Genomic DNA, 25,632 nt, shown 5'->3' with positions numbered 1-25,632 from the left:
ACGCCACGGATGAGGAGGACTCGATGAGCAGCGACCAGAATTCCGACAGCTGGATCACCGATTGGGAGTTCAGCGAGCGGTACCCGGTCTACACACGGGCGAACGCCGGTGAGGTTCTGCCCGACCCGTCGAGTCCGCTCAACGTGACCCTCGTATGGAACAAGGGCCTGAACATCGGTTGGCGTGAAGGCTACGTCGAGCACCTCGGGACTCATCTCGCGTCCGAGATCGACGAAGGGATGCCGGAGATCATCGGCAACTTCGGTGGGTACCACTACACGAACTTCTCGATGACAGAACTCAACGGTGCCCGACTTCCCGGACTGACCGTTCCGGTCTGGAACAGCCTGTGGGTCGGCGATCATCCGGACATCCCCGAGTACGTCGAGAAGCCCGGCCACCAGAACGCCGAACTCACCGCGGGCCTGGCAGAGAAGACCGCGTGGTCACTGACCACCGACACATTCCCCGAGGCCGAAGAAGCCAAGCACCGTGCCGATCTCGCGCGCGCGAATCGTCCCGATGTCACGGCCATGAGCGACCAGGAGCTCGTCGATCACGCCCGCTCCTTCGTTCCAGACCTGATCTTCTGCTACGCCTATCACCCCGTCACCACTACCCTGTCGACGATGGGGCCGGCCGTCGCAGGCGCGCTGCTCGAATCCATCGGCGAAGCAGACAAGCTCGGCGATCTCCTCAGCGGCCTCGGCGGAGTCGACTCCGCGGAGCCCTCCTACGCACTGTGGAACATGGGCCGCCTCGTCGCCGGGTCTGCAGAACTGACCGCTCTCTTCGACGACGGCCTCGCCACGTTGCTCGAGGCCGTCGACGCGAGCGGCACCCCCGACGCGAAACAGTTTCGAACGGACTTCGACGAGTTCCTCTACAAGTACGGGTCGCGCGCGCCGAACGAATGGGACATCCGCTCGGACAGTTGGGAATCCAAGCCGGTCCTGGCGCTGCTCGCAGTCAACGGCATGCGGATGAGCCCCGTGGAGAACGACCCTGAGCTCATCCGAGAGCGTAACCAGGCCAAGCGCATCGCGCTCACCGCCGAACTCGCCGCCAAGATGCCCGACGACGCCACTCGGCAGAGCTTTCTCGACGCTGCCAAATCCATCACGAAATTCATGCCGTGGCGTGAACGAACCAAGACCGCATGCGTGAAGGTCATGGGCGAAATGCGGACTGCGCTCTACGAACTGGGCCATCGCATGGTGGATCGGGGAGTGATGGGCGACCACCACGACGTCACCATGCTGCTCGACGACGAGCTCGACGCGTTCGTGGCGGACCCTGAGTCGTTCGAGAACACCATTGCGGACAGACGTGAGCAATACCTGGCGCTGTTCGACCTCGAACCACCGTTCTTCCTGTTCGAGAAGCTCCCGTTGTCGCAGTGGCCCAGGCGGACCGAGCACAAGGCACAGATCGCGGCGCCTGGCGACGCGCTGTCCGGTGTGGCCGGTGCACCGGGGGTGAGCCGTGGCCGAGCCCGGATTCTGCACGATCCCTACGAGGTCGGCGATCTGGCCGAAGGCGACATCATCGTTGCGCCGCAGACCGATCCGGCCTGGACGCCACTGTTCGTCTTCGCCGGCGGTGTGGTGGTCAACGTCGGTGCCACTATCACTCACTCGTCGATAGTCTGCCGCGAGCTCGGCATCCCCTGTGCCGTGTCGGTGCAGGACGCCACGTCCAGGATCCCCGACGGAGCGATGATCGAGGTCGACGGCAACACCGGAACGGTGACCGTCCTGTGAGCCTACGTATCGGATTGAGCCTCCCCCAGCTCGGGGAACATGTCGACGTCGGTGCGGTGCGCGAGTTCGCCACTTCGGCCGAGGAACTCGGGTTCGCAAGCCTGTGGGTCCAGGAACACCTGTTCTATCCGGAAGTGAACGAATCGATCTACGGAGGTCGCCACACCACCAGCGTCCACCCGGCCTACCGCTCGGTGCTCGGGGCCACGGAACTCATGGCCTACGTGGCAGCCTGCACTCGGACGGTCACGATCGGCAGCAGCATCCTGGTCGCTGGCTACCATCGTCCCATCGAACTGGCGCAGCGACTTTCGACTCTGGACATCCTTTCCGGCGGACGGCTCGTCGCGGGTCTCGGTGCCGGCTGGTCCGACGAGGAACACACCCAGATGGACGTCGATCCGCGTACCCGTGGTCGACGAATGAGTGAACTCGTGCACGCCGTTCAGGCGTGCTGGGGTCCTGATCCCGTACGGTTCGACGGCGAATTCTTCACCATCCCCCGCTCCGTCGTTCGGCCCAAACCAATACAGCAGCCGCACCCGCCGCTCCTGTCCGGACTGCGGTCCACCACCGGATTAGCAAGGACCGCAGCCCTTTTCGACATCTGGAACCCCAGCAGCGGTACATCGGCAGCGCTGCTCGACCAGCTCGACACGATGGCCGAAATGCGCCCGGCCGGTATGGATCCCGTTCGACTTTTCCTGCGATCCTATCTGCAGCGACCGACCGATGCCGTCGGCTCGGCCGGTCAAGGCATCGAGGGTGTCGAGAAGGACATCCGGACCGCGATCGCCGCCGGCGCGGAGCAGTTGATCGTCGAGGTCAACTTCTGGGACGACATGCGATCACCCGCCGATTGGGCTGCGGCACCGGCACGGCTGGCCACCCTGCTCGAAACCGCCGCAGAACTGACCACGCCGAAAGCGAGTGCACTATGACAGCCCAGCGTTCGGCGGCGCCGGCCGGTCGTCGACCGTCGAGAGGGACACCGGGCCCGTTGCCGCTGGAGCAGGTGTCGTGACCGCCGGTCTCGTGGCGGTCGTGACCGGCGCAGCGTCCGGAATCGGCCGTGCCACGGTCGAGATCATTCTCGAACGCGGTGGGTCGGTGGTCGCCTTCGACACCACCTCGAATTCACTGGACTGGTTGGCGGGCAACGACAATGCGGTCGCCTTCGTCGGCGACGTCACCCACGCCGACGACAACCGCGCCGCCGTCGAGCAGGCCGAGCTTTCGTTCGGCCGACTCGATGCCCTGGTGCTCAACGCCGGAGTTCCGGCATCGGGCTCGATCGAGACACTCGACATGAACGTCTTCGACCGGTCGATCGACGTGAACCTTCGGGCGATCGCACTCGGTGTGCGCGAGGCGATTGCGGCGTTCCGCCGCGCCGGCGGTGGCTCGGTCGTCATCACTGCGTCGGCAACCGCGTTGGGCGGAGAGCCCAACCGGTGGCCGTACGCCGCAGCGAAAGCGGGTGCGGTGAACATGGCGAGGTCGTTCGCCCTCGACCTCGCGAATGACGGTATTCGCGTGAACGCCGTCTGCCCAGGTCCGATCAGTACCGGAATGACCAAGCGCATCGAAGAGAACACACCCGATCGCTACGAATCGCTCAAAGGCATGGTGCCCCTGCACCGTTGGGGCACCGCCCGCGAAGTAGGCGAGGTCATCGCATTCCTCGCCTCGCCGCTCGCGTCTTTCGTCACCGGGGTGGCGATCCCAGTCGACGGCGGCGCCACCTGCGGCAGCGGCCAGACCGTCCCCGTTCCCGCCGGCCCCTAGCGGTTCGGGTCCACCAGCACCTTGGCGTGGGTGCTGGTACCGCTGTCGAGTTCGTCGAACATATCGACCAACTCACCCAGCCCGATCGTCCCGGTGTGCAAAGACTTCACGTCGATCCGGCCCTCGGCGATCAGCGTCATCGTCCCCTTGAAGTCTTCGTGCGAGTACGCCAGCGAACCGATGACCGTCAGTTCTCGTGACTGCCAGTCCCCGTAGCTCACCGACGAGTCCGTTCCGGGATAGCCGAGCAGCGCCAACGTTCCACCCCGCCTGACCAACTCCGCCGAGGGCTGGAACAGCGCGGCGACGCCGGTGCACTCGAACAGCACGTCGGCACCGAGACCATCGGTGACGTCGTTCAGTAGAGCAGCGAGGTCCCCGGGCTCCACCACGTCAGCGAAGCCCAGATTGCGTGCCGCCGAACGACGTGCGGGTGACGGTTCGCTGACCAGCACTCGCCCGGCACCGGCGGTGCGCGCATGCTGAGCAGTCAGCAAGCCGATCGGTCCTGCACCCTGGACCACGACGATCGAGCCGAGCGTGATGGCCGCTCGCTTGACGGCATGGAACGTCACGGTGGCCGGCTCCATCAACGCGGCCTCTTCGTCGGACAGTGCGTCCAGCACCGGAATCGCCCGCCGTGCGGACACTTTCAGCGTGGTAGCAAAACCACCGTGGGCCGGTGCATCGTCGGTGATTCCGTTGGCCTCCGCAAACGCGAGATCGCAGTTGGCCGCGTGCCCGGCGCGGCACTGAGCGCACGCCCCGCATGCCGGCCCGACACCCGCGACCACACGCTGCCCGACACGCACCGTCGTCACCTCGGCACCCACCGCACTGATCGTGCCCGTCCATTCATGTCCGAACACCGCAGGCGGCAATGCTGCCGACGCGTATCCGTGCGTGTCGGTCGCGCAGATGCCGCAGTACCGAATGTCGACGACCACCCCGTTCGGGGCCGGTGTCACGGTGTCCTCGACGACGGTCTCCGCTTCCCTGGGGGCGACGATGTGGACGAACTTGTTCTCGACTGCAGTTGTCATGTCAGCGTTCACTTTCCGGTCGACACAAACTTTGTTGCTCATGAGTACAGTTTCTCATTGGTATGCACAAGCTCGTCGAGCACCGTCCACGTTGCCCGGCCGAGTTCGGCGATCCACCCGCCCGGATCGGTGACGCTTCGGGCCGAGGGTGCCTCCACACTGACGGCGGCCGACGCCGGGAGTGCTCGCAGGAGTTCGACGAGCGGAAGGGCACCCGTGCCCGGAGCCAGACGGTGGGTTCGGGCCTCGGTGATGGCCGCGTTCGGATCCACCGACGAGGCTGCCGACACCGCGTCGCACAGCTGGCAGTACGGCAGCAGATCCTCTGCGACGGCGGTGATGTCGGAGACCTCGGAACCCGCACGCGCCCAGTGCAACGCATCGACGAGTACGCCGGCCCGGCCGGCCACAGCCTCGACGAATGCTGCGGCCGCCGTCACGTCCCGCACCGACGAGAAGATCATCGGTTCCAGACAGGCGCGAAGTCCGTAGTCGCCGGACAGTTCCGCGAGTTCCGCGAAGTTGCTCTCGGCGCGACCCCGATCGTCGTCGAGCACCGTGACGAGTAGATAGTCCGCGCCGAGTTCCGCGCCGGCTTCGAGCACCGCCGACCAATCACCACGCGAGCTCCCGGGGTGCAGTTTCACCACTTCGACGTCGAGCACGCGCATCCCGTTGTCCGCCAGGGCGGACTTGGTGTCGCGCAGCAGCGCGGACCCGGCGGGGAGCTGAAATCCCCTGTCCTGCCCGGTCTGCGCCGCTCGGACACCCACTGCGTTGAACCCGCCCACGGCGGCGAACTCGACGAACTGCGGAGGCGGTACCTCGATCGCGGACAGGGACGACAACGACACGATGCGCTCGGCTGCCGCGTGGATCATGCGAATCTACTTCTTCCAGAGCGTCTTGAACTGATCCTGGTAGTCGGCGACACCCACGTAGTAACCGGTCTCCTCGTCGAGCACCGCCGTGTCGATGTTGTCTTTGTTCAGCAACTGAGTCGGCATGAACGCCGCGTCCGCTTCGGCGACATCGTCGCCGTTGAACTGGCGGGCCAACGTGTCGAGCACACGCCATCCGAGAATCTGGACCGGGAAACCTACCCACACACTGTTGTCGCCGTCCTTCAGCGACTGTAGGTTGTCCGGCGTCGGCGTCTGACCGGCGAACGTGATCTGATCCTGCAGGCTCGCTCCGCGTAGTGCCGCATCGACACCGAGGACGAGGTCGCCGAAGGAAAAGACCGCGTAGTTGATGGTCGGGTCACGCTGGAGCGTGCTGACAACGCTCTGCGGGGTCTTGGTTCCGAGATCGGTGACCTGCTGGTTGACGAGCTGGACCTTGCAGTCCGGGCACTGACTTTCCAACTGCGTGGTGAAAGCATCGGTGAAGACGTTGAGGATGGAGTAGTCGGTGATCGAAAAGATCGCGACATTGGCCTCACCGTTGCTGTCCGCGACCACCTGACTGGCCACCATCTTGCCCCACTCCTGCACCTGCGCATCGCCGTCGAGCGCGGTGGAGATGACACCGGGAACCGGTTCTCCTGCAATGCTGTCCGCAACCACCGGAATGCCCGCGGCCTCGGCGGAGGCGATCTGCTTCGACAGCATCGTCAACGGTGTGCCGGAGATGTGGATGGCGTCCGGCTTCAGGGCGATGGCCTGATCCATGGCCTTGGGTGCCGCTTCGGCGTCGGTGCCCATCAGAACACGCTGGTATCGCCACCCGAGTACGTCGGCTGCCTCCTGAATGGCGTCGTTCTTGGCGCTGGAGATCGGTTGGGGCGTCTCGATACTGATGACGTACTTGCCCTCCTCCGGCGCCTTGCTCAACGGTGTGGTCAGCACGAGATCGGTAGGCGCGGCCTCGTACTGATCGGCGAACGCCTGCGCACCGGCGACGTCTGCGGCCTCGCCGGTGGTCGTGTCGTCCGAGTTGCTGCAGCCGGTCAGGACCAGGCTTGCAGCAGCAATGCCGGCCAAAGCCTTTGTCCAGGTGTTGGTTTTCACGTGAGTTCCTTTCGGAGAACTAGTTGCGGCGAGCGGTCCGCGCAGCGAGCGCGACGGCGACGATGAGGGCGAGTCCGTTGAAGAGGTCGTTGACGAAGCTGGGTGCCCCGGCCAGTTGCAGGCCCTTCACACCGGTGGCGAGGAGATAAATGGCGATGAGCGTGCCGAGCACGTTGACGCGGCCGGCGCGGATCTGGGTGGAGCCCAGGAATACGGCGGAGAAGGCGGGAAGCAGGTACGACGGCCCGATGTCGGGCGCGGCGGTGCCCAGCTTGGCCGCCAAAACCACTCCGGTGAGCGCAGCGATCGTCGCCGATGTCATCAAGGCACCGAACATGATTCGTTCGACACGCAGGCCGGCGAGTCGCGCTGCCTGACGATTGCCGCCGGTGGCGTACAGGTAACGGCCCAACGGAGTCTTTTCGAGCAGAACGTACATCACCGCGGCGACGGCGATCATGTAGAAGAACGGCAGCGGCAGGCCGAGGAAGGGCTTGCTGCCCATGTCGAGGAAGCCATCGGTGAAACCCTCGGTGATCTGCTTTCCGTCGGTCACCCAGTAGGTTCCGGCCAGCAGGATGCTCGACATACCCAGCGTCGCAATGAACGAGTCGACGTGCAATTTGACCACGACGAAGCCGTTGACGGCACCGATCAGCGCACCGCACAGCAGGGTGGTGACGATGGCGACAGGCGTACTGATGCCCTGGGAGAGCTGGTAGGACACCATCGCGACCGAGAACCCCATGACGCCGGCGATGGAAAGGTCGAACACGCCCGCGGCCAACGGCACGATGAGGCCGATGGCCAAGATGGCGGTGATCGCCTGATCGCCGGCGACGATGCGGAAGTTGCCCTGGGTCATGAAGGTGTCGGGGATCCAGATCGCGAACAGCACGATGATGGCGACCCACACATACAGACCGCTGAAGCGATCGAGTCCGAGTGAGAACGTGCGCCCCTTCGTTCGGGCACTTGCGCGGTCGCTTCCGCTTGATGGTGGGCTCGCAGGCGCGGCCGCCGCTTCTTCGTGGGATTGGGTTGTCATGGTGATCCTTTCACCGAGTCCGAGTGCCGACGAAGGACGCGGCGGGAGCAGGTTTCTTCAACGTCGAAGCGGTCAGCCGATCGGGGTCGATCCGGGGCCGCGAGAATTCGTCGACAACACGGCCGACCGACAGCACGATCACCCGGTCACACAGTCGGGTGAGCTCGCCGTGGTCCGTGGACACCACCAGTACCGCTGCGCCGGCCTGAGCGGCGGCGTCCACGAGGGCGTGAATGTCGGCCTTCGCGCCGATGTCGACGCCCTGTGTGGGCTCGTCGAGCAGCAGCACTCGGGGATTGCGACGCAGCCACCGCGCGAGTACGACCTTCTGCTGGTTGCCGCCGCTGAGGGTGCTCATATGCCGTTCGGTATCACCCGTGGGCCGCACTCCGAGACGTTCGAGCCAGTGCGCCACATCGGATTTCTCACGCTTGACGCGCACCAGACCACCCTTGGCGAACCGCCACGGATCGGCGACCGACACGTTCTCGCGTAGGGATGCTGTTGCGAACGCTGCGTTGGAGAGGCGTTCGGCCGGCACACAGCCGATACCCGCCGACATCGCCAGGTCCGGGCGACCCTGTTCGACGGTCTTCCCGTCGACGGTGATCGCGCCCCCGCGGCTCTCCGCGCCGAAGAGTGCAGGCACTATCTGCTCTCGACCGGATCCGGTGATACCGGCAATGCCCAGTACTTCACCGGAACGAATCGAGAAATTGAATCCTTCCACTGCGCCACAGGACAACTCGACGATCTGCAGAACGGGGTCACCGAAGGAGTCGGTGGTCTCCTCCGGTTCGGCGAGGAACTCCTCGACGCGGCGGCCGATCATCAGTTCGACGAGACCGGATTCGTCGAGACCGTCGAGGGCCCTCGTGGTCACGATCTTGCCGTCTCTCATGACCGTCACGCTGTCGCAGAGGGTGAAGATCTCGTTCAGGTGGTGCGAGACGAACAGCACGGCCACCCCGCGGTCACTGATTCGCCGGACCAGATCGAACAACCGAACCGCCTCTGCGGCAGGGAGATTGGCAGTGGGTTCGTCGAGTACCAGCACACGGGCTCCACCGGAGCGATCCTGGACCGCACGGGCGATGGCAAGCATGGTGCGTTCACTCATGGTCAACGCCCCGGCAAGCTTGTCGAGGGCGAGGTCGACACCGAGCTCGGCAAGAGCCGCCTTGGCCCCAGAACGTTCTGCCCTGAAGTCGATGGTGCCGATGGCACTGGTCTTGTATCCGTGACCGAGCGCCAGGTTGTCGACCACGTCGAGGCTCTCGACCAGTCCGAGTTCCTGGTGGACGAAGCGAAGACCGGCAGCCTCACCGCTGCCCGGAATTCCGAGGTGCAGCTCATGACCGCCGACCGCGATCCGCGCACCGTCGTCGGGATCGTGATATCCGGCAAGCACTTTGATGAGAGTGGACTTGCCGCACCCGTTCTGCCCGACCAATCCGCGGATCTCGCCGGGTGCGAGGAGAAGCTCGACGTCGTCGAGTGCCCGATGACCGCCGAAGGTCTTGGAGAGACGGCTGATGCTCAGCGCATCTGTCATGGAATCCTACCTACGTGAGGTGAGTAACTTGAATGCTTGTGTTGTTACCTAGGTCATACTCAACTATGTACATGAATAAGTCCAGCATTCCGACAAAGTTGGTTTTGTGCACTGACGTGCCAAAACAGGTCCGTCGGGCGCGCGCTCAAGTGAAGTTGACACGATTCGGACCTCGACGCCTATCGAAGTATTTATAGTTGGCACCAAGTTAGCCAAGGTCTCCGAAGGAGAAACCAGTGCGCGAGTATCAGCTGGGCAGCGTCGTACAGATCGCCTACATGGTCGACGACGTACGGAAGGCGGCCGCGGACTTCTCGTCCCGCACCGGCGCCGGGCCGTTCTTCGTCCGACGCAACCCCGGAGCGTTCGATCACACCTCTGCCTACGGCCAGTGGGGGCACACCCAGATCGAATTGGTGCAGGCCCATAGGTCGACTCCACCGGAATTTGCGGAGACCACGACGGCACGACACTGCGTACACCATGTCGCGATCATGGTGGCCTCGTTCGCCGAGCAGCAACGCATCTTCACCGAAAGCGGTTGGCCCGCAGTGTTTTCTTCCACCACGCCGAACGGGAACAGCTTTGCGTTCCACGATGCCCGCGGCGAGCTGGGACATCTCGTCGAGATCTACGAACCGCGGCCGAGCATTCTCGCGTTGTACCGTCACGTCGCCGACGCAGCCACGAACTGGGACGGCACCGACCCGGTTCGTGACCTGTGACGGCGTTCGGTGCCGAACCGGTCAGGCGTCCGCGAGCAAGGCGGCCGCGCGCTCTCGGGCCATGTCCAGAATTTGCGGGTTACCCGAGTTCCACAGCACCGTCAGTTGCTTCTTGCAGATCTTCCACTCACCGTCGACCCGCCGGAGCGAATCGGTGTAGTAGCCCCCGATGGTGAACATCGCGTCGCCGGCTGTGTTGGGGAGCACGTGCTCCGCGCGCACATAAGAGATGACCGTTCCGCTGTCACCGTCGACGGTGATGTCGAGATTGGACAGAAAGTGCTGAGACGCTGCGAGTCCCGGAAAGAGCAGCCGCCCTCGCTGCACCCAGTCGTCCGCCTTGAACGGACCACCGTTGCCGGCGCGGTAGCTCGTGTAGTCGATCTCGATGTCGTCGGTGAACACCGACCGGTACATGTCCCAGTCCCGCAGATCGATTCCGCGCGCGAAGCGGGACATGAGCTTCGTGATCTCCTGATGATCGTCGGCGCTCATGTCACGTCGCCTTTGCGGGCAGCTGCAGCGAAACCGACTCGAAGTACTCGTCGAGGCCGTCGGGTCCGAGCTCGCGGCCGATGCCCGATTTCTTGAAGCCACCGAACGGTGCAGCCGCGTTGAACCGGCCACCGTTGACGGAGACCTGGCCCGTGCGCAACCGGCGAGCGATGGCAATCGCGGCGTCGTCGTCGCCGGCGAACACCGCTCCCGAGAGTCCGTAGTCGGAGTCGTTCGCGATTTCGACTGCGTCGTCGATGCCGTCGTAGGTGATCACGGCGAGGACAGGACCGAACACCTCTTCGCGCGCGATCGCGGACTTGTTGTCCACGCGGGAGACCACAGTCGGGCGCACGAAGAATCCCGATCGCAGATCCGCGTCGAGTCCCTGGACGTCGCCGGGTCCACCGACCAGGAAGACTGCGCCTTCCGGCACCTCGGCCAGATGTTTCAGCACGGACTGCTGCTGTTCCCGAGACGCCATCGGTCCGATGTCCACCGACTCGTCGAGGGGGTCGCCGACCGTCTGTGACCCCACCAGGTCCACCAGCTTTTTCTCGACCTCGTCGATACGGTCGGCGGGGACCAGCAATCGCGTGGTGGCGGTGCAGGTCTGACCGTTGTTGACATAGCAACCCCGAACGGCTGCGGTGACAGCGGCGTCCAGGTCGGCGTCGGGAGCGACGATGAACGCAGACTTTCCGCCGAGTTCCAAAGTGACTTTCTTGATTCCGGCTGCAGCTACTTGTCCGACGCGGGCACCGGCCGAAGTGGAACCGGTGAGGCTCACCAGGTCCACGTCCGGATGACCGGCCAATCGCTCCCCGACCTGGCCGCCCGAACCGGTCACGATGTTCAGCACGCCCGGCGGCAGCCCGGCCGAGTGGGCGATCTCGGCTACGACGAACGCCGCCAGCGGCGCGACGCTGCTGGGTTTGACGACGGTCGTGCAACCGGCTGCGATCGCGGGTGCCACCTTGGCTGCCAGCTGATACAGCGGGTAGTTCCACGGCGTGATCGCCCCGACGACTCCGATACCCACCTTGATGATCAGAGATGTACCTCGGCGCTCTTCCAGCGAGATGCTCTCGAGGGTATCCGCCATCGATCGGAAGATCGTGACGCCGAGTCCGACCTGCACGGTCCGCGACCGCGCAATGGGCGTACCGACTTCGCGAGCCATCATCTCGGCAAGCTCGGTCTCACGCTCGACGAGCCCGTCGGCGATCTGCCGCAGCACTGTCACTCGTTCGGTGATCGTCGACCGGGACCATCCACCGAATGCGCTGCGCGCTGCGGCGACAGCATCGTCGACGTCCGATTCGGTGCCGGCCGGTACCCGGGCCAGCAACTGCCCCGTTGCCGCTTCCAGCACGTCGATCGTTCCGTCGCCTGACGACGGAACCCATTTGCCGCCGATGTAGAGCTCATGCCGGTCGTTCATTCGAGGCCTCACTTCGTCTGCTGCACGGCCGAGTGGCGGCCATCACAGTCACCCTAGCGGGGTTAGAGGACTTGTTGTCAAGTAACTATGCCGAATCAAGTCTGTACATAGTTTGCGGATTGTTTCTTGACATCCACTACTAATTGGGTAGGTTATGAGCACCGTCACAGTCCTACCGACAGCAAGCGCCGCATCACTTGCCGATGACCGTCCCGACAGGGACCGGAGAAGAACGAGGAACACCATGAACGACCTCGCGATCAACATGTCCGCACCGACCGTCGTCACGAGCGAGTTGGTCGATCTGGTGGTCAAGGGCATGGTTCGTGGCACGATCACACCCGAACTGCAAGCAGTGGTCGATGCCGGAGATGCCGTCGCGAAGGGCCCCGTCGTCATGCCGACACAGGCCGGTATCGCCCACGCCGGAGCGCAGGTTCGCCTCCCCGAGGGCAGCGACGAGGTCAAGGCCGTCGCCGATCTGCTCCATGTGTTCCTTCCGGTCAACCGTCGCCTGCGCGAGCTGTGCACTGCTTGGCAGTGCCGCCCCGACGGCTCCGCGAACGACCATTCGGACGCCCAGTACGACGCGAGGATTCGCGATCGGCTCGAAGACATTCACAACGACGTGACCAAGATGCTCCGTCGGTCGGGAAAGCAGTGCCCGCAGCTCCTCGTCTACCGCGAGCGGCTGATAGCAGCGCTCGAACGGTTCGACAACGGCGACACCGCGTCTCTGACGTCGCCTCTGACCGACGGCTACCACACCGTGTGGATGTGGCTGCATCAGCACGTTCTCATGATGCTGGGTATGACCAGGGCCGAGGACGAGGCACTCGAAGAGAAGCTCGTCTCCGGTAGCGCAGAATGACCCTGTTCGACAACGTCATCCACGCATCGACACGAGCGGCAGTGCCCTACGGTCAGGGCCGGGCCCGAGGACTCGGCGCCGACGTACTGGGTATTCACGGTGTGGAGATGGACAACCTCGTGGCGCTCGGGTTGCCGGTGGTGCCCGGGCTGACCGTACCGATCGGGTCCGGTACCGGACTCGAGAACCGCGAGACCGCTTCCACCGCAATCGATCTGCTCGAAAAGCTGGCCGTCCGCGGAATCTGGCCCGATGTTCGCACCGAACGCAGGCCGATGTTGATGCATCTGCGCTGCAGCGCCCCGGTGGCAGTATCCGCTCTACCGCCCGCCATCTCGGCTATCGGTTTGTCGAGCCGCAACATCGACGCGCTCGTCGAGGTGATCGGCCGCGAACGCGACATCTACGATTCCTGGGCTGCCAATCTTCGGTTCGTCGCCGAGGGCGCTCTGGAGATCGACACCGACGATCTCGACGACCTCGACGACGACCACCCCGACAGTCGTGCCCGCGTGCCGGCACTTCTCGAACTGATCGAGAAGTCCACCGGTGCACCGTTTCCCACGGATCCAGCCGAACAGCTCGGCCTCGCCGCCAAAGCCATGCTCGCTCGCTGGGCCTCTCCGCGCGGACAGCGGGCGCGCAACGCCCTGTCGTTGCCGGGCGACCTGGGAATCGCTCTCCACGTTCGCGCCCTGCGGCTCGGTTCCTGGGACGAGTCCGGGTACGGATCGGCGATCAGTCGCGACCTGGAGAGCGGAAAATACGCGCCGCACGGTGTCTTTCATCTCGGAGTGCGCCGGGCCGACCCCAATCCCGGTCCGGGCGCACCACTCACACACACTCCCGGTGGCGTGCAGATTCTCGACCAGATCTTCGCCACGCTCGAGCCGCATCTCCGCGCGGTCGCAGAAGTGGAGTTCGAGGTCCGCGACCGCCAGCTAGCACTGCTCAGCGCCGGCGCGCTGGAACACCCGGGCCCCCGCGCGGTCACCAATCTTGCCGTCGATCTCGCCACCGGTCGGTCGATCGGACGCGACGATGCCGTCCGCATGCTCGAACCGGACCTGATGCAGGACCTCCTCCACGCGCAGCTCACACTCAGCGGCCGGGAACACCTACTCGCCCATGGTCTTCCCGCGTCGCCGGGTGCGGCCACGGGCGAGATCGCCCTGTCGAGCGACCGGGCCCTTCGGCTCGCCGCCGAAGGCAAGAACGTCATCCTCGTTGCGTCGGAGACCAGCCCGGCAGATGTCCCCGCCCTGCTCGCCGCGACCGCGGTGATCACGTCCAACGGTGGACTGGCGTCGCATGCTGCTGTCGTAGCCCGCGGCGCAGGCCGTCCGGCGGTGTGCGGGGCGACGACGCTACGCATCGACCTCGGTGCCGCCACCGTGACGTCCGACGGCATCACCCTGTCCGAGGGTGACACAGTGTCCGTCAACGGCCGAACCGGCGACGTCTACGCAGGTGCCGTGCCGATCAGGCCCGCGGAACCATCGCCGGAACTGGAGGTGCTACTCGGGTGGGCGGACGAGATTCGTCAACTGGGTGTGCGCACCAACGCCGACAACGCCGAAGACGCCGCGACCGCGTTCCGTCTCGGTGCCGAAGGGATCGGGCTGTGCCGCACCGAACATCAGTTCCTGGGTGACCAATTGCCGCTGGTGCAGCGGCTCGTTCTCGCCGAGAACGAAGCCGAGGAGATCGAGGCGATCGCCGCTCTGACGGCGGCTCAACAATCGGACTTCACCGACCTGCTTCGCGTCGTGGGCGACAGGCCGATCACCGTCCGGCTACTCGATGCACCGCTGCACGAATTCCTGCCGTCGGACGGGCACTACCGAGACGATGCCCAGGCCGAACGAGCGGCTGCCACACACGAGTCCAACCCGATGCTCGGTCTTCGCGGGGTGCGCTTCGCCATGGTGCAGACCCGCCTCTACCCCGCACAGGCGGAAGCATTGTTCCGCGCATGGGTCACGGTGAACGCCGAAGGACTCACGCCTGCACTCGAAGTCATGATCCCGCTCGTGTCCCTGCCAGGGGAGCTGACCGAGGCCATCGCACAGGTGCACCGCGCCGCCGAGACCGTCGCCGCGGACACCGGGGTCACGGTTCCCTATCTCGTCGGCAGCATGATCGAGACTCCACGGGCAGCGCTACTCGCGGCACCATTGGCCGCCGAGGCGCAATTTTTCTCCTTCGGCACCAACGATCTGACCCAGCTGACGTACGGATTCTCGCGAGACGACGTCGAGAAGACGATGCTCGCGCACTACCTCGAGCACGGACTGCTGACCGACAGCCCCTTCGCGGTACTCGACCGTGACGGTGTCGGCGCCCTGGTCTCTCTGGCCTCGGACAGCGCGCGCTCCGTTCGCCCCGACGTGAAGCTGGGCGTCTGCGGTGAGCATGGAGGCGACCCGGATTCCATCTCGTTCCTCAGTTCGATTGGGCTGCACTATGTCTCGTGCTCCCCGAGGCGTGTTCCGGTGGCCCGGTTGGCGGCTGCGCACGCAGCACTCGAAGCCGAGTGAGCAGACCTGACGTGACTACGGAACTCGACGACCTACGGGCAGCTGTGCGCGCTGCGACGGCCGATCTCGGCGGACCCGACCTGTGCCGCTCGCTCGATCCTGCAGGCCCGGGCTGGGATGCCGACGCATGGTCGGTCATGGCAGGACAGATCGGGGTCGCCGGCTTGGGACTGCCCGAATCCTGCGGCGGCCTCGGTGGTCGGGCCGAACTGACGGTGGTCGCCGAGGAGTTGGGCGCCGCCCTGTTTCCGGTCCCGTTTCTGTCGACGATCTTCGCCGGACAGGTGCTCGTCCACGCCACCGACGCCGACGACGTGATCGCGGACATTGCCGAGGGACGGCCGGCCGCGTTCGCGGGACTCGACAGGCGTGGATGGTGGTCACCCGGACACGAAGTCTTCACCGCCACCGAAACGGGCACCGGGTGGTCGTTGTCCGGCCACGCATCGGCAGTCCTCGGTGCCGCCGGCGCGCGGTGGCTCGTGGCCGTCGCTCACACACCGGACGGTCCCGACGTATTCGTCGTGGACGCCGCCGCAAGCGAACCTACGGTCACACCGCTGCGAACTCTCGACCTGTCGCGGGCGCAGGCCGCGCTGACCTTGTCGGGTACGCCGGCCCGGCGGCTGACGTTTGGTGGAAGCGCCTGGGCTGCAGTCGGTCCCGCTCTCGATGTGGTCTGCATAGTGCTGGCCGCCGAACAACTCGGCGGTGCACAGGTAAGCCTTGACCATACCGTCGCTTACGCGAAGGAACGACGCCAGTTCGGGAGAGCCATCGGCAGCTTCCAGGCCGTCAAGCACACGCTCGCCGACCTGATGATTCTCGTGGAGTCCAGCCGATCGGCAGTGGTTCGCGCGGTGGAGGCCACCGACCTCACCGAGGCGAGCGCAGTGGCGCAGGCGTGGTGTTCGGACGCCTACCGGACCGTGACCGCCGAAGCCGTTCAACTGCACGGAGGTGTCGGCTTCACGTGGGAACACCACTGTCATCTGTATTTCCGGCGAGCCCGCGCCGACGCTCAGCTCTTCGGCGGGGCCGCGTTCCACAGGGAACGGCTCGCCCTTTCTCTCGCCTGGTGAAAGTTCAGCGCTTGTCGCGCTGGGACCACGGCTGGTCACGGTTCTCCCGGGGCTCCGGCGGCAACCCGAGTACCCGCTCGCCGATGACGTTGCGCTGAATCTGGTCGGTGCCACCTGCGAGCCGGTAGCCCGGGCTGCCCAGTAGGTGTTCGGTCCAGGCGAAGCGGTCGTCGTCGACCGCGGCGGTGATCTCGGTGCCCAGCAGATCCGCCGCGATCTCGCCGATCTTGCCCAGGACGTCCGAAGCCATCAGTTTGCCGACCGATGCTGCCGGCCCCGGAGATGCACCCGCGGCAGCAGCGCGGGCAACCCGATCGGCCGTGGCCGCCCGCAGTTCCGATCGGATGTACACATCCGCGATGTTCTGCCGTACCAACGGATCGCTCGCGACACCGAGAGATTGCGCCAACGAGATCAATTCGGTTACCGAGCCACCCTTCTTGCGAGTCACCGATCCGGACGCGGTGCGCTCGAACGCCAGCGTGGCATTGGCGACCTTCCACCCTTGACCAACCTCGCCGAGGCGCATGCTGTCCGGCACACGGACCTCGTGTAGGAACACCTCGTTGAACGATGATCCTCCGCTCATCTGCCGAATCGGCCGAATGTCGACTCCCCCGAGATCCAGGGGAATCAGAAAAGCGGTGATGCCCTTGTGTTTCGGTGCATCCGGGTCGGTGCGGGCCAACAGCATCCCGAGATCGGCGAAGCGAGCTCCGGACGACCACACCTTCTGCCCGTCGAACACCCAGTCGTCACCGCGGCGGACGCCGCGGCACCCCAGAGCCGCCAGGTCCGATCCAGCGCCGGGCTCGCTGAACAACTGGCACGCGAGAATGTCGGTGCGAAGCAACGAGTTTGCGTAGGTGCGCCGCTGATCCTCGGATCCGAACATCACCACCGCGGGCCCGACTAGACCGGTTGTGACGCTGATGAGTTCGGTGGACGGCGGGACGTCGAACTCACGCTCGGCCTGCGCGATGGCCGAGGCGTAGGACGCGGGCAATCCGCGACCGCCGTGCTCAACGGACAGGGTCACCGCCCCGTAGCCGGCGTCGAACCGTTGTCTGCGGTAATGCCGTGCGGCGTCGAGCAACGATGTTTCGTCCTCGTCCGACAGGTTGCGGAAGACGGCGAGGTCGGGCCGGTCCTGCGGTGACGGTGCCGGCCGAGGCGGCAGGATGGACCCCAGCCACGAGCGTACGTCCGCCTGGAATTCGGCCAGTTCGGGGATGGTACCGAGACCCGTTGTCATGGTGCCCCTCTCGTCATTCTGCGGTCAATACGGTGCACGCCGACAACCCGGGTGCACCGTAAACGTGGGTGAAGCCGATTGTCGGCCGGCTCGGCACCTGATTTCCCAAGGCCCGGCCCTGCAATTGCCGGACGACCTCGTGTACCTGCCGCAACCCCGACGCACCTATCGGCTCGCCGCCCGCCAAACACCCGCCGTCGGTATTGATCGGCATGGAGCCGTCGTGGTGTGTGGCACCGGAGTCGAGCAATTTCGCCTGCTCGCCGTGCGCGCAGAGACCTGTCTCCGCCATATGGATGATCTCTGAGCCGGAGTCCGTGTCCTGCAACTGCGCCACGTGGACGTCGCCGGGTCCGAGGCCGGCGGCGGCGAACGCCGCCGCGGCCGCATCGATGCTCGGACTGCGTATCGGATGAGGAGCGAGCCATGGCGAGAACACCTCGAACGATCCGGACCGCCGAGTACGCACCTCCACCGCAGCAAGCCGAATCGGTCGCTCGCACAGGTCGTGCGCTCGGTCTCCGCGCGCGAGAACGAGTGCGACGCCGCCCTCACCCGGCGAACAGAACATGTACTGGGTGAGCGGGTCGTTGACCATGACGGACGCACGGACCTGCTCGGCGGTGAGTTCTTTTCGCCGCCACGCCATAGGATGCGCGGCCCCGTTTGCGAAGGCGCGCTCGGACACCGCCGCCAACGCGGACTCGTCCAGCCCGTGCTCGTGGAAGTACCGGCGGGTCTTCATCGCGAAGTACTGGGTGGTGACCATCATGCCGGTCCGGGCGTACCAGGGGTCCAGACCGTAAGCGGCCGGGTCGGACGCGAATGCACCGCGCGGGTGTTTGTCGAAACCGACCACTGCCACCACGTCGGCTCGGCGTGCGGTGAGCATGTCGGTGGCCGTGGACAAAGCTACTCCACCTGTGGCGCAACCGTTCTTGACCGTGATGAACGGAATGCCGGTCAGGCCGAGCCGCGAGACCAGCGAGTCGGGCTTTCCGGAAACATTGCTACCCCCGACAGCGGCGTCGACGTCGGACCACGCGACTCCGGCGTCGGCCAAGGCACCGCGCAGAGCGTACTCACCCATGTCCAGGCCGGAGACCCCGTCGTGCCGACCGAACGCATGCATGCCGGCTCCGACGACGTAGACGTCGTCGCTCATCGCTCGACCTTCTCGAAGGCGAACGTGACCTCGGTCTCGTTGACCGGAAGCAATCGAAGTTCGACTTCGTCACCTATAGCGACGACGCCGACGATACGAGATTCCGCCAGCACGCTGCCAAGGTCGACGTAGCCGACCACGAACTGCTCGAATCCCGACGCGGGCACCTCGAACGGCGGCTTGGGCGCGAACGACTGAGTGGTCCAGGTCCAGACCGACCCGCGTGTCGGCAACGCGCGCCGCACTACCGCCGACCCAGCGCACCCCGGGCACCGCGCTACTGGCGGAAACGCCACGACTTCACAGTCGCCGCACTCGCTTCCGGCCAGCACCGGCGGATCCAGTTGCGCGAAGAGCCCCTCGTCGACCGCGAGCATGCGCGCTATCCGGCCAGCAAGGCCAGAGGCCGGGCGAGAATCGTGCCGAGAGTGCGCAGGTACTCCGCCGCGGGAGCACCGTCAACTGCCCGATGGTCGAAGGTCAGGCTCAGGGTCATGACCTGCGTCCGCACCGGAGTCTCACCCTCCCAACGGAATCCGTCCTTGACCCTGCCGACGCCGAGAATGGCCACATTGCCCGGATTGACGACCGGGGTGAAGAAGTCGACGCCGTAGGCACCGAGTGTGCTGACCGAGAACGTCGCGCCCTCCATATCCGTCAGCCCCAGTTTGCCCGTCCGAGCAGCAGTGGCCACCGCGCGGGTGCGGCGGGCGATCGCGGCGAGCGACACAGCGTCGGCATTGCGCACAACGGGAACCACGAGTCCACCATCGACGGCGACCGCGATTCCGATGTTGATCTCCTCGAACAGTGTCACCTTGTCGTCGGCGATCCCAGCATTCAGCGCCGGATGCTGTTGCAACGCAAGGGCAGCGGCTTTGACGACGAAGTCGTTCAGGCTCGGTGGCTTCGAATCGGCTTGCACGCTCTCGGTCTTGAGTTGTTCGCGAACGGCGACGAGCGCAGTGACGTCCACCTCGTAGCCATGGGTGAGCTGCGCCATCGTGTGGAGGCTGTCGACCATGTTGCGGGCGATCGCGCCGCGCATACCCGAGAGCGGGATGACGTCACCGGGCTGCGGACCGGAGACACGGGCATGATTCGTCGCAGACGTAGTCGAAATAGTCTGTGGCGCAGCTGCGTTCTCCACATCGGCTTTGGTGACGCGGCCACCGATTCCAGTGCCGACGAGCCGAGTCAGGTCCACGCCGAGCTCGGCCGCCCGGCGCCGGATCAACGGGCCGACGAACTGTCCGGCCGCAGAGTTCGGCTCGGAGGCGGTGGATTCGGAGACAGTGGCCTCGGCGATGATCGTGGGCTCGGACGCCACAGTCATGGGTGCCGGAGAACCGGGTGTCGGAGAAGCGACGAGGAACTCCTCGACGTCTTCGGAGACGATGCGCCCGCCGGGACCGGTGCCCTGAACGGCGGCGAGGTCGACGTTCGACGCCGCTGCGACGCGACGGGCATTCGGCGACGCTTTGAGTCGAGTGCCGTCGGCCGAAACCGGTGCTGCGGAAGCCACTGCCGATGCGGTGTCGTCGACGACGGCGTCAGTGGTTGCGGGCGCGGCGGCACCGTTCGGTGCCTGCTCTCCGTCACCGAGAAGCCAGCCGATCACCGCGCCGACCGGCAGGACGTCGCCGGCCTTCGCGGAAGTGGCGAGGATGCCTTCGGCTTCGGCTTCCACGTCGACATCGACCTTGTCGGTCTCCAGTCGCAGGAGCACGTCGCCGAGGCCGATGCGCTGGCCCGCCTCGGCCACCCACTCCCCGATGACGCCTTCCTGCATCGTGAGACCCAGCTTCGGAAGCACGATCTGCTGTGCCACTTCTCAATTCCTCTCGAGCAGACGGCGGGCTCCGGAGACGATCCGGTCGGCGTCCGGCACGTAGGCCTTCTCGAGCGGGGTGCTGAACGGCACGGGGGTGAAGGGTGCGCCGATGCGCAGGACCGGTGCGTCGAGGTAGTCGAACACTTCTTCCTGGATCTGCGCAGCTACTTCGGCCCCGATGCCACCGAACGTGACGGCCTCGTGCACCACCAGAATGCGGTTGGTCTTCGACGCCGACTTCACAATCGTGGCCGTGTCGAGTGGCTGCACCGACCGCGGGTCCACGACCTCGACCGAGACTCCGGATTCGGCGAGAATGTCAGCGGCCTTCAGGGCTTCGGTGACCATACGGCCGAAGGCGACGATGGTGACGTCGTCACCCTGACGCGGAATCGCTGCCTGACCGATGGGGATCGAGTAGATCTCCTCCGGCACCTCGGCACGCGCTCCGAGGAGCACCTTGTTCAGCATGAACACGACAGGATTGTCGTCGCGTACGGCCGAGACCATCAGGCCCTTGGCGTCGTACGCGTTGGACGGCATCAATACCTTCAGTCCCGGCGTGTGAGCCAGCCAGGCTTCGAGCGACTGCGAATGTTGTGCACCCGCGCTCACGCCCGCGCCGTAGGCAACCGCGATGACCATCGGTACCTTGACCTCGCCGCCGTACATGAACTTCATTTTGGCGGCCTGGTTCACCACTTGGTCGAGGGCGACGGCCAGGAAGTCCATGAACATGATGTCGACGACGGGACGCAGCCCGCGCGCGGCGGCACCGACACCGAGCCCGATGAGACCCATCTCGGCGATCGGCGTATCGACCATGCGCCGTGGCCCGAACTCGTCGAGAAGTCCGTCGTACATGTGGAAGACGCCGCCGTATCCGGCCACATCCTCGCCGATTACGAAGACGTTCTCGTCCTCACGCATGGTCTGCGCGACGGCCTCGTTGTACGCCTTGACGTAGGTTGTGATGCGTGCCGACGCGGCCTCGGCCGGTGTGGTCGAATTCGGTGATGTTTCTGTTGCAGTAGACATCGTTCCAGCCTTTTCGATTCTTCAGTCGCTGTAGACGTTGAGGGCGAAGTCGGCCACGTCCGGGAAGGGACTGGCCTCGGCGAAGCTCACGGATTCTGCGATGTCCGCGTCCACTTCGGCCCAGACGGTAGCGAACTCGGATTCCGTCACCAGACCTTCGGACACGGCCCGTGCTTCGAGGAGCTTGATGGCATCGCGCTCCTTCCACGCCTCGACCTCTTCCTGAGTGCGGTAGGTCTTGCGGAGTCCCTTCACGCCCTGGTGGTCGTAGTAGCGGTAGGTCTTGGCCTCGACCAGAGTGGGTCCACCGCCGTTGCGGGCCCGTTCGACCGCACGCCCGACGGCGGCACGCACCGCGATCGCATCCATGCCGTCGCAGATCTCACTGGGAAATCCGTAGGCCTGTGCGCGATCGGCGACGTTCTCGAGCTTCATGTGATCCCGCAGTGCGGTGAATTCCGCGTATCCGTTGTTCTCGCAGACGAATACAACCGGGAGTTCGAGGATGCCGGCCATGTTCGCGGCCTCGTGGAACGCGCCGATGTTGCTTGCCCCGTCACCGAAGAACGGGATGGCGACGGAGTCCTCGCCGCGGTACTTGGCGGCGAACGCTGCCCCGACGGCGATCGGAATACCGCCGCCGACGATGCCGTTCGCGCCGAGCATGCCGATGGACAGATCGTTGATGTGCATCGAGCCTCCGCGACCCTTGCAGTACCCGCCGACGCGGCCGAACAATTCGGCGAACATCTCGCGGAACTGGGCACCCTTCGCGACAGCGTGACCGTGTCCGCGGTGTGTCGAGGAGATCTGATCGGTGTCTCGCAAATTGCTCATCGCACCGGCTGCGACGGCCTCTTGGCCGACGTACAGGTGCAGGAAACCTGGCAGCTTGCCGCCTTCCATCAGCCGGCCGGCCTCGGTCTCGAATTGCCTGATCCGAACCATGCGCCGGTGCAGATCCAGCAGGACCTCCCGGCTCGGTGTCGGATCGTTGGATCCGATGGGCTCGACGGCCTCACGGGTTGGGTCGGTCGCGGTCGAAGTCACCACGTACACCTCTTCTCTGGTCCGAACGATGCAACGAGCATTCCGGCGGGGACTTTGTTTACGTCTTCTACAGTATGGCCGCAACAGTAGCCGAATGTAAGTAGAATCACTATAAAGTTACTATTGCACATCCGAGGACCGAACCGTTGAAGGAGTGAGCCATGCTCGACCTCATCAGGGACCGAGCGACGGCCGACCCGCACGGCCTGGCTCTGGTGGACGACCGTAGAGCGATGACCTGGATGGACGTCGCCACCACCCTCGATGCCCTGGGCGAGGGACTGATCGCCATCGCCCCGAACTCCGACGAACGCGTCGCGGTGATCGGGGAGAACGCCGTAGAGACTCTCCTGGCGCATGTAGCCGGGATCCGGCGCGGCGTCGGCACGGTAGCCGTCTCCCGGCAGCTCAAGCCCGACGAAATGGCCGATCAGCTGGTGGACTCCGGGTCCGTGGCGGTGGTGACGGGGCCACTCGGCCTGACGTCATCCCTCGCAGCGGGCCTCGAGGTCGGCCTTCGGGCGGTGATCATCCACAACGCCGACGCCTTCGGCGGCGTCGACTGGTCCGAGTTCGTCGTGTCGCGAGAGGACGTGTCCGCGTCGGCACTTCCACTCGAACGCCCGGCTCGACCACCGCTCGTGTACACCTCCGGCACCACCGGCCGCGCTCGCGGCACGCAAGTGCGTTGGTCCGCTCCCGCCGAGACCGCCGCGGACTTCGTCGACGCGGTGTCCGCGCGGTCGGGCTATCCCGCCGGCGTCCATCTCGTCGTCGGACCGCTGCAACACAACGGTCCACTGACCGCGATACGCCATCTGCTCTCCGGTCAGCCCGTGGTGGTGATGGGCCGCTTCGACGCCGAACGCACGTTGGAGCTGATCGACAGTCACCAGGTCACGTCGACACTGATGGTTCCCACGCACTTCCAGCGTCTGCTGGGACTCGACGATGGCGTCCGCTCGCGCCACGACGTCTCGTCTCTGCAATACGTCGCGCATACCGGCTCCGCGTGTCCCCAGGACGTGAAGCGGTCGATGATCGACTGGTTCGGTCCGGTACTCGTCGAGTCGTACGGCGGCAGCGAGATCGGGTCGGTGTGCAAGATCGACTCGACGGAGTGGCTCGGGCACCCCCGGTCGGTCGGCCGAGCGGTCCCCCCGTTCGAAGCCGTGGTCGTCGGATCCGACGGCGGCGAACTCGGCCGCGGTGAGGTGGGTGTGCTCGGCTTCCGAACGCCGCCCGAGCGCAGCGTCGTCTTCCACGCCGATCCCGAAAAGACCGCTGCGGCTTACATTCTGCCAGGAGTCGCAACCCTGGGCGACGTCGGTTACGTGGACGACGACGGGTACGTGTTCATCACCGATCGAGTGGCCGACATGGTGGTTTCCGGCGGTGTGAACCTGTATCCCGCAGAGAGCGAGCGCGTTCTGTCGATGTACCCGGCCGTCGCGGAAGTCGCGGTGATCGGCGTGCCGGACGACGACCTCGGCGAAGCCCTGCTGGCCCTGGTGGTGGCGCGGCCCGACACCTCGCTGGACGTGGACGAACTCGCCCGCTTCGCGAAGGACTCGATGGCCTCCTACAAATGCCCGAAGAAGTACGTCGTGGTCGATGAACTGAGCCGCAACGCCATGGGCAAGCTCGACAAGAAGGCCATGCGTGCTCCGTATTGGAGTACCGAACGCACCATCGCCGGCTAGCTCCCACACCACCGAAAGGCAATCGATGATCGAGGTTCTACTGGTCCGGCACGGCCAACCGGTCTCCCGAGTGCGCAATCCCGGGTTGGCCCCCGAAGGCGTCGCGGATGCCCGCAAGCTGGCGACGTGGCTGCGGCACGAGAACATCGATGCGATCGTTGCCAGTCCCCTGGTTCGGGCCCGGCAGACGGCGGAAGAGCTTGCGGCAGGGATGGATCGGGAGCTCGATCTGGTGATCGAGGACCTGCGCGAGTGGGACGACGACATCAGCCCCGCGGACTACATGGCCGTCGAGGACATGGCACCCGACGATGCTCGACTGCGCGCGGTGGCCGACGGCCGGTTCGAGGAGTACGTTCCTGCCCTCGATCTGCCGAAATTTCGCGCCCGCGCTCGGTCGGCTCTGGATCAGGTCTTCGACCGGTATCCCTGCGGGCGCGTGGTGGCCGTGGCGCACGGCGGCATCATCAATGCAGTCGTCGCCGACATCCTCGAGATGCCGAAGACGTTCTGGCACAACCCCGCCTACACCTCGATCGCACGCGTGCAGAAGTTGGACTCCGGCGTGATCGTGGTCGCTTCCCTCAACGACACCGCACATCTGCGCGGCACGGTGTCCGCATGACGCAGGACACTCTCGCCACGGCGAGCCGGGTGATTCTGGTGCGGCACGGTCTGCCTGGCGAGGAGGGCGCGGCCGATCCCGGACTCGGGGACGCCGGTCACGGCCAGGCCCAACGCCTCGGTGCGTGGCTGCGCCGCGAACCGGTGGCGCAGGTGGTGTCGAGTCACTACAAGCGCGCCCATCAGACCGCGCTACTGGCGGCAAGACCACACGGACTCGACGTCATCATCGACGAGCGGTTCCGGGAATGGGACAGCGACCGCACCAGCTACGCCACCCCGGAGGCCATCGCCGACACACCTCAGGGTCGAGCATTCGCCGAGGGGCGGTTCGAGGACTTCGTTCCGAAGTACGACAAAGCCGAAGTCGCGCAACGAATGCGCGCTGCGGTCCTCGACGCCACGCGACGGGCACCGGGTCAGCTGACTGTGGTGGCGTCGCACGGCGGCGCCATCAACACGCTGTTGTCCGACATCCTGCAGGCACCATCACCGTTCTTCTTCAACCCCGGATACACGTCGATGAGCCGCATCGCGGTGCTGCGCTCGGAGCGCTTCGTCATCGAATCGGTCAACGATACGGGGCATCTCCGCTGA

Annotated in this window: 23 protein-coding genes; 10 read left to right on the top strand and 13 right to left on the bottom strand. The window is 65.4% G+C overall.

Translation table 11 applies throughout. The annotated features are described in order from the left end of the window. Nucleotides 1-23 precede the first annotated feature (23 nt). The 3 genes from CH276_RS05940 to CH276_RS05930 all read left to right on the top strand — a co-directional run bounded on the left by CH276_RS05940 (nucleotide 24) and on the right by CH276_RS05930 (nucleotide 3,551). The gene (locus tag CH276_RS05940; RefSeq protein WP_094630342.1) at nucleotides 24-1,763 is read left to right on the top strand and encodes a PEP-utilizing enzyme; all 1,740 of its coding nucleotides are present in this window, start codon (nucleotides 24-26) and stop codon (nucleotides 1,761-1,763) included. Further along, the gene (locus CH276_RS05935) at nucleotides 1,760-2,704 is read left to right on the top strand and encodes a TIGR03619 family F420-dependent LLM class oxidoreductase (protein WP_094630341.1); all 945 of its coding nucleotides are present in this window, start codon (nucleotides 1,760-1,762) and stop codon (nucleotides 2,702-2,704) included. Before CH276_RS05940 ends, CH276_RS05935 begins: the two co-directional genes overlap by 4 nt. Before the next feature lie 79 nt (nucleotides 2,705-2,783). Further along, nucleotides 2,784-3,551, top strand: coding sequence for an SDR family NAD(P)-dependent oxidoreductase (locus CH276_RS05930; protein WP_094630636.1), 768 nt, complete (start codon nucleotides 2,784-2,786; stop codon nucleotides 3,549-3,551). Here the strand turns inward: CH276_RS05930 and CH276_RS05925 are convergent. Genes CH276_RS05925 through CH276_RS05905 form a run of 5 tightly spaced genes read right to left on the bottom strand, consistent with a single transcriptional unit; the run spans nucleotide 3,548 to nucleotide 9,209 of the window. Next, nucleotides 3,548-4,594 (bottom strand): zinc-dependent alcohol dehydrogenase, encoded by a 1,047-nt coding sequence (locus CH276_RS05925; protein WP_094630340.1) that lies wholly within the window; start codon nucleotides 4,592-4,594, stop codon nucleotides 3,548-3,550. The genes CH276_RS05930 and CH276_RS05925 overlap by 4 nt on opposite strands. A 38-nt stretch (nucleotides 4,595-4,632) precedes the next feature. Beyond that, nucleotides 4,633-5,475 carry a sugar phosphate isomerase/epimerase family protein gene (locus CH276_RS05920; protein ID WP_254924167.1) on the bottom strand — a complete coding sequence of 281 codons (843 nt, stop codon included), beginning with the start codon at nucleotides 5,473-5,475 and terminating at the stop codon, nucleotides 4,633-4,635. Nucleotides 5,476-5,481: 6 nt separating this feature from the next. Further along, complete coding sequence (locus CH276_RS05915) at nucleotides 5,482-6,606, bottom strand: sugar ABC transporter substrate-binding protein (protein WP_176459120.1); 1,125 nt, start codon at nucleotides 6,604-6,606, stop codon at nucleotides 5,482-5,484. A gap of 19 nt (nucleotides 6,607-6,625) precedes the next feature. After that, complete coding sequence (locus CH276_RS05910; protein ID WP_254924166.1) at nucleotides 6,626-7,654, bottom strand: ABC transporter permease; 1,029 nt, start codon at nucleotides 7,652-7,654, stop codon at nucleotides 6,626-6,628. A 10-nt stretch (nucleotides 7,655-7,664) separates the two neighbouring features. After that, nucleotides 7,665-9,209 carry a sugar ABC transporter ATP-binding protein gene (locus CH276_RS05905; RefSeq protein WP_094630338.1) on the bottom strand — a complete coding sequence of 515 codons (1,545 nt, stop codon included), beginning with the start codon at nucleotides 9,207-9,209 and terminating at the stop codon, nucleotides 7,665-7,667. Between the two features lie 236 nt (nucleotides 9,210-9,445). Between CH276_RS05905 and CH276_RS05900 the strand changes: the two genes are divergently transcribed. Then, nucleotides 9,446-9,934: a VOC family protein gene (locus tag CH276_RS05900; protein ID WP_094630337.1), complete on the top strand. Its 489-nt coding sequence runs from the start codon at nucleotides 9,446-9,448 to the stop codon at nucleotides 9,932-9,934. Nucleotides 9,935-9,955: 21 nt separating this feature from the next. Here the strand turns inward: CH276_RS05900 and CH276_RS05895 are convergent, their stop codons facing one another. Further along, nucleotides 9,956-10,429 carry a nuclear transport factor 2 family protein gene (locus tag CH276_RS05895; RefSeq protein ID WP_094630336.1) on the bottom strand — a complete coding sequence of 158 codons (474 nt, stop codon included), beginning with the start codon at nucleotides 10,427-10,429 and terminating at the stop codon, nucleotides 9,956-9,958. 1 nt (nucleotide 10,430) lies between these two features. Then, the gene (locus CH276_RS05890; RefSeq protein WP_094630335.1) at nucleotides 10,431-11,873 is read right to left on the bottom strand and encodes an aldehyde dehydrogenase family protein; all 1,443 of its coding nucleotides are present in this window, start codon (nucleotides 11,871-11,873) and stop codon (nucleotides 10,431-10,433) included. 244 nt (nucleotides 11,874-12,117) lie between these two features. Between CH276_RS05890 and CH276_RS05885 the strand changes: the two genes are divergently transcribed. From CH276_RS05885 to CH276_RS05875, 3 genes are read left to right on the top strand one after another with little or no spacing between them, the layout of a single operon-like run. Then, on the top strand, nucleotides 12,118-12,744 hold the full coding sequence (locus CH276_RS05885; RefSeq protein ID WP_094630334.1) for a hypothetical protein: 627 nt from the start codon (nucleotides 12,118-12,120) through the stop codon (nucleotides 12,742-12,744). Next, complete coding sequence (locus tag CH276_RS05880) at nucleotides 12,741-15,284, top strand: putative PEP-binding protein (RefSeq protein ID WP_094630333.1); 2,544 nt, start codon at nucleotides 12,741-12,743, stop codon at nucleotides 15,282-15,284. Before CH276_RS05885 ends, CH276_RS05880 begins: the two co-directional genes overlap by 4 nt. Before the next feature lie 11 nt (nucleotides 15,285-15,295). Further along, nucleotides 15,296-16,366 (top strand): acyl-CoA dehydrogenase family protein, encoded by a 1,071-nt coding sequence (locus CH276_RS05875; RefSeq protein ID WP_094630332.1) that lies wholly within the window; start codon nucleotides 15,296-15,298, stop codon nucleotides 16,364-16,366. A 4-nt stretch (nucleotides 16,367-16,370) separates the two neighbouring features. Here CH276_RS05875 and CH276_RS05870 read toward each other — a convergent pair whose 3' ends face one another. The 6 genes from CH276_RS05870 to CH276_RS05845 are packed head-to-tail and all read right to left on the bottom strand — an operon-like array spanning nucleotide 16,371 to nucleotide 22,708. After that, complete coding sequence (locus CH276_RS05870) at nucleotides 16,371-17,621, bottom strand: acyl-CoA dehydrogenase family protein (protein ID WP_094630331.1); 1,251 nt, start codon at nucleotides 17,619-17,621, stop codon at nucleotides 16,371-16,373. A 13-nt stretch (nucleotides 17,622-17,634) separates the two neighbouring features. After that, entirely contained in the window at nucleotides 17,635-18,786 is a 1,152-nt protein-coding gene (locus tag CH276_RS05865; RefSeq protein WP_094630330.1) for a thiolase family protein, read from the bottom strand. Beyond that, a complete protein-coding gene (locus CH276_RS05860; protein ID WP_094630329.1) occupies nucleotides 18,783-19,163 on the bottom strand; it encodes a Zn-ribbon domain-containing OB-fold protein in 381 nt (126 codons plus the stop codon). Before CH276_RS05860 ends, CH276_RS05865 begins: the two co-directional genes overlap by 4 nt. Before the next feature lie 5 nt (nucleotides 19,164-19,168). After that, nucleotides 19,169-20,617 carry a 2-oxo acid dehydrogenase subunit E2 gene (locus CH276_RS05855; protein ID WP_094630328.1) on the bottom strand — a complete coding sequence of 483 codons (1,449 nt, stop codon included), beginning with the start codon at nucleotides 20,615-20,617 and terminating at the stop codon, nucleotides 19,169-19,171. Between the two features lie 3 nt (nucleotides 20,618-20,620). Further along, nucleotides 20,621-21,658 carry an alpha-ketoacid dehydrogenase subunit beta gene (locus tag CH276_RS05850; RefSeq protein ID WP_217901386.1) on the bottom strand — a complete coding sequence of 346 codons (1,038 nt, stop codon included), beginning with the start codon at nucleotides 21,656-21,658 and terminating at the stop codon, nucleotides 20,621-20,623. A 21-nt stretch (nucleotides 21,659-21,679) separates the two neighbouring features. Then, nucleotides 21,680-22,708 (bottom strand): thiamine pyrophosphate-dependent dehydrogenase E1 component subunit alpha, encoded by a 1,029-nt coding sequence (locus tag CH276_RS05845; RefSeq protein ID WP_254924165.1) that lies wholly within the window; start codon nucleotides 22,706-22,708, stop codon nucleotides 21,680-21,682. Nucleotides 22,709-22,869: 161 nt separating this feature from the next. Between CH276_RS05845 and CH276_RS05840 the strand changes: the two genes are divergently transcribed. Genes CH276_RS05840 through CH276_RS05830 form a run of 3 tightly spaced genes read left to right on the top strand, consistent with a single transcriptional unit; the run spans nucleotide 22,870 to nucleotide 25,632 of the window. Further along, nucleotides 22,870-24,411 (top strand): AMP-binding protein, encoded by a 1,542-nt coding sequence (locus tag CH276_RS05840; protein ID WP_094630326.1) that lies wholly within the window; start codon nucleotides 22,870-22,872, stop codon nucleotides 24,409-24,411. A 25-nt stretch (nucleotides 24,412-24,436) separates the two neighbouring features. Then, entirely contained in the window at nucleotides 24,437-25,036 is a 600-nt protein-coding gene (locus CH276_RS05835) for a histidine phosphatase family protein (protein ID WP_094630325.1), read from the top strand. Next, entirely contained in the window at nucleotides 25,033-25,632 is a 600-nt protein-coding gene (locus CH276_RS05830; protein ID WP_094630324.1) for a histidine phosphatase family protein, read from the top strand. Before CH276_RS05835 ends, CH276_RS05830 begins: the two co-directional genes overlap by 4 nt.

The organism is Rhodococcus sp. 06-470-2 (assembly GCF_002258235.1).
In the GTDB taxonomy this organism is placed as follows: domain Bacteria; phylum Actinomycetota; class Actinomycetes; order Mycobacteriales; family Mycobacteriaceae; genus Rhodococcoides.
Note: the sequence above shows the minus strand (reverse complement) of the source record. Positions and strands in the feature narration are given on the sequence as shown.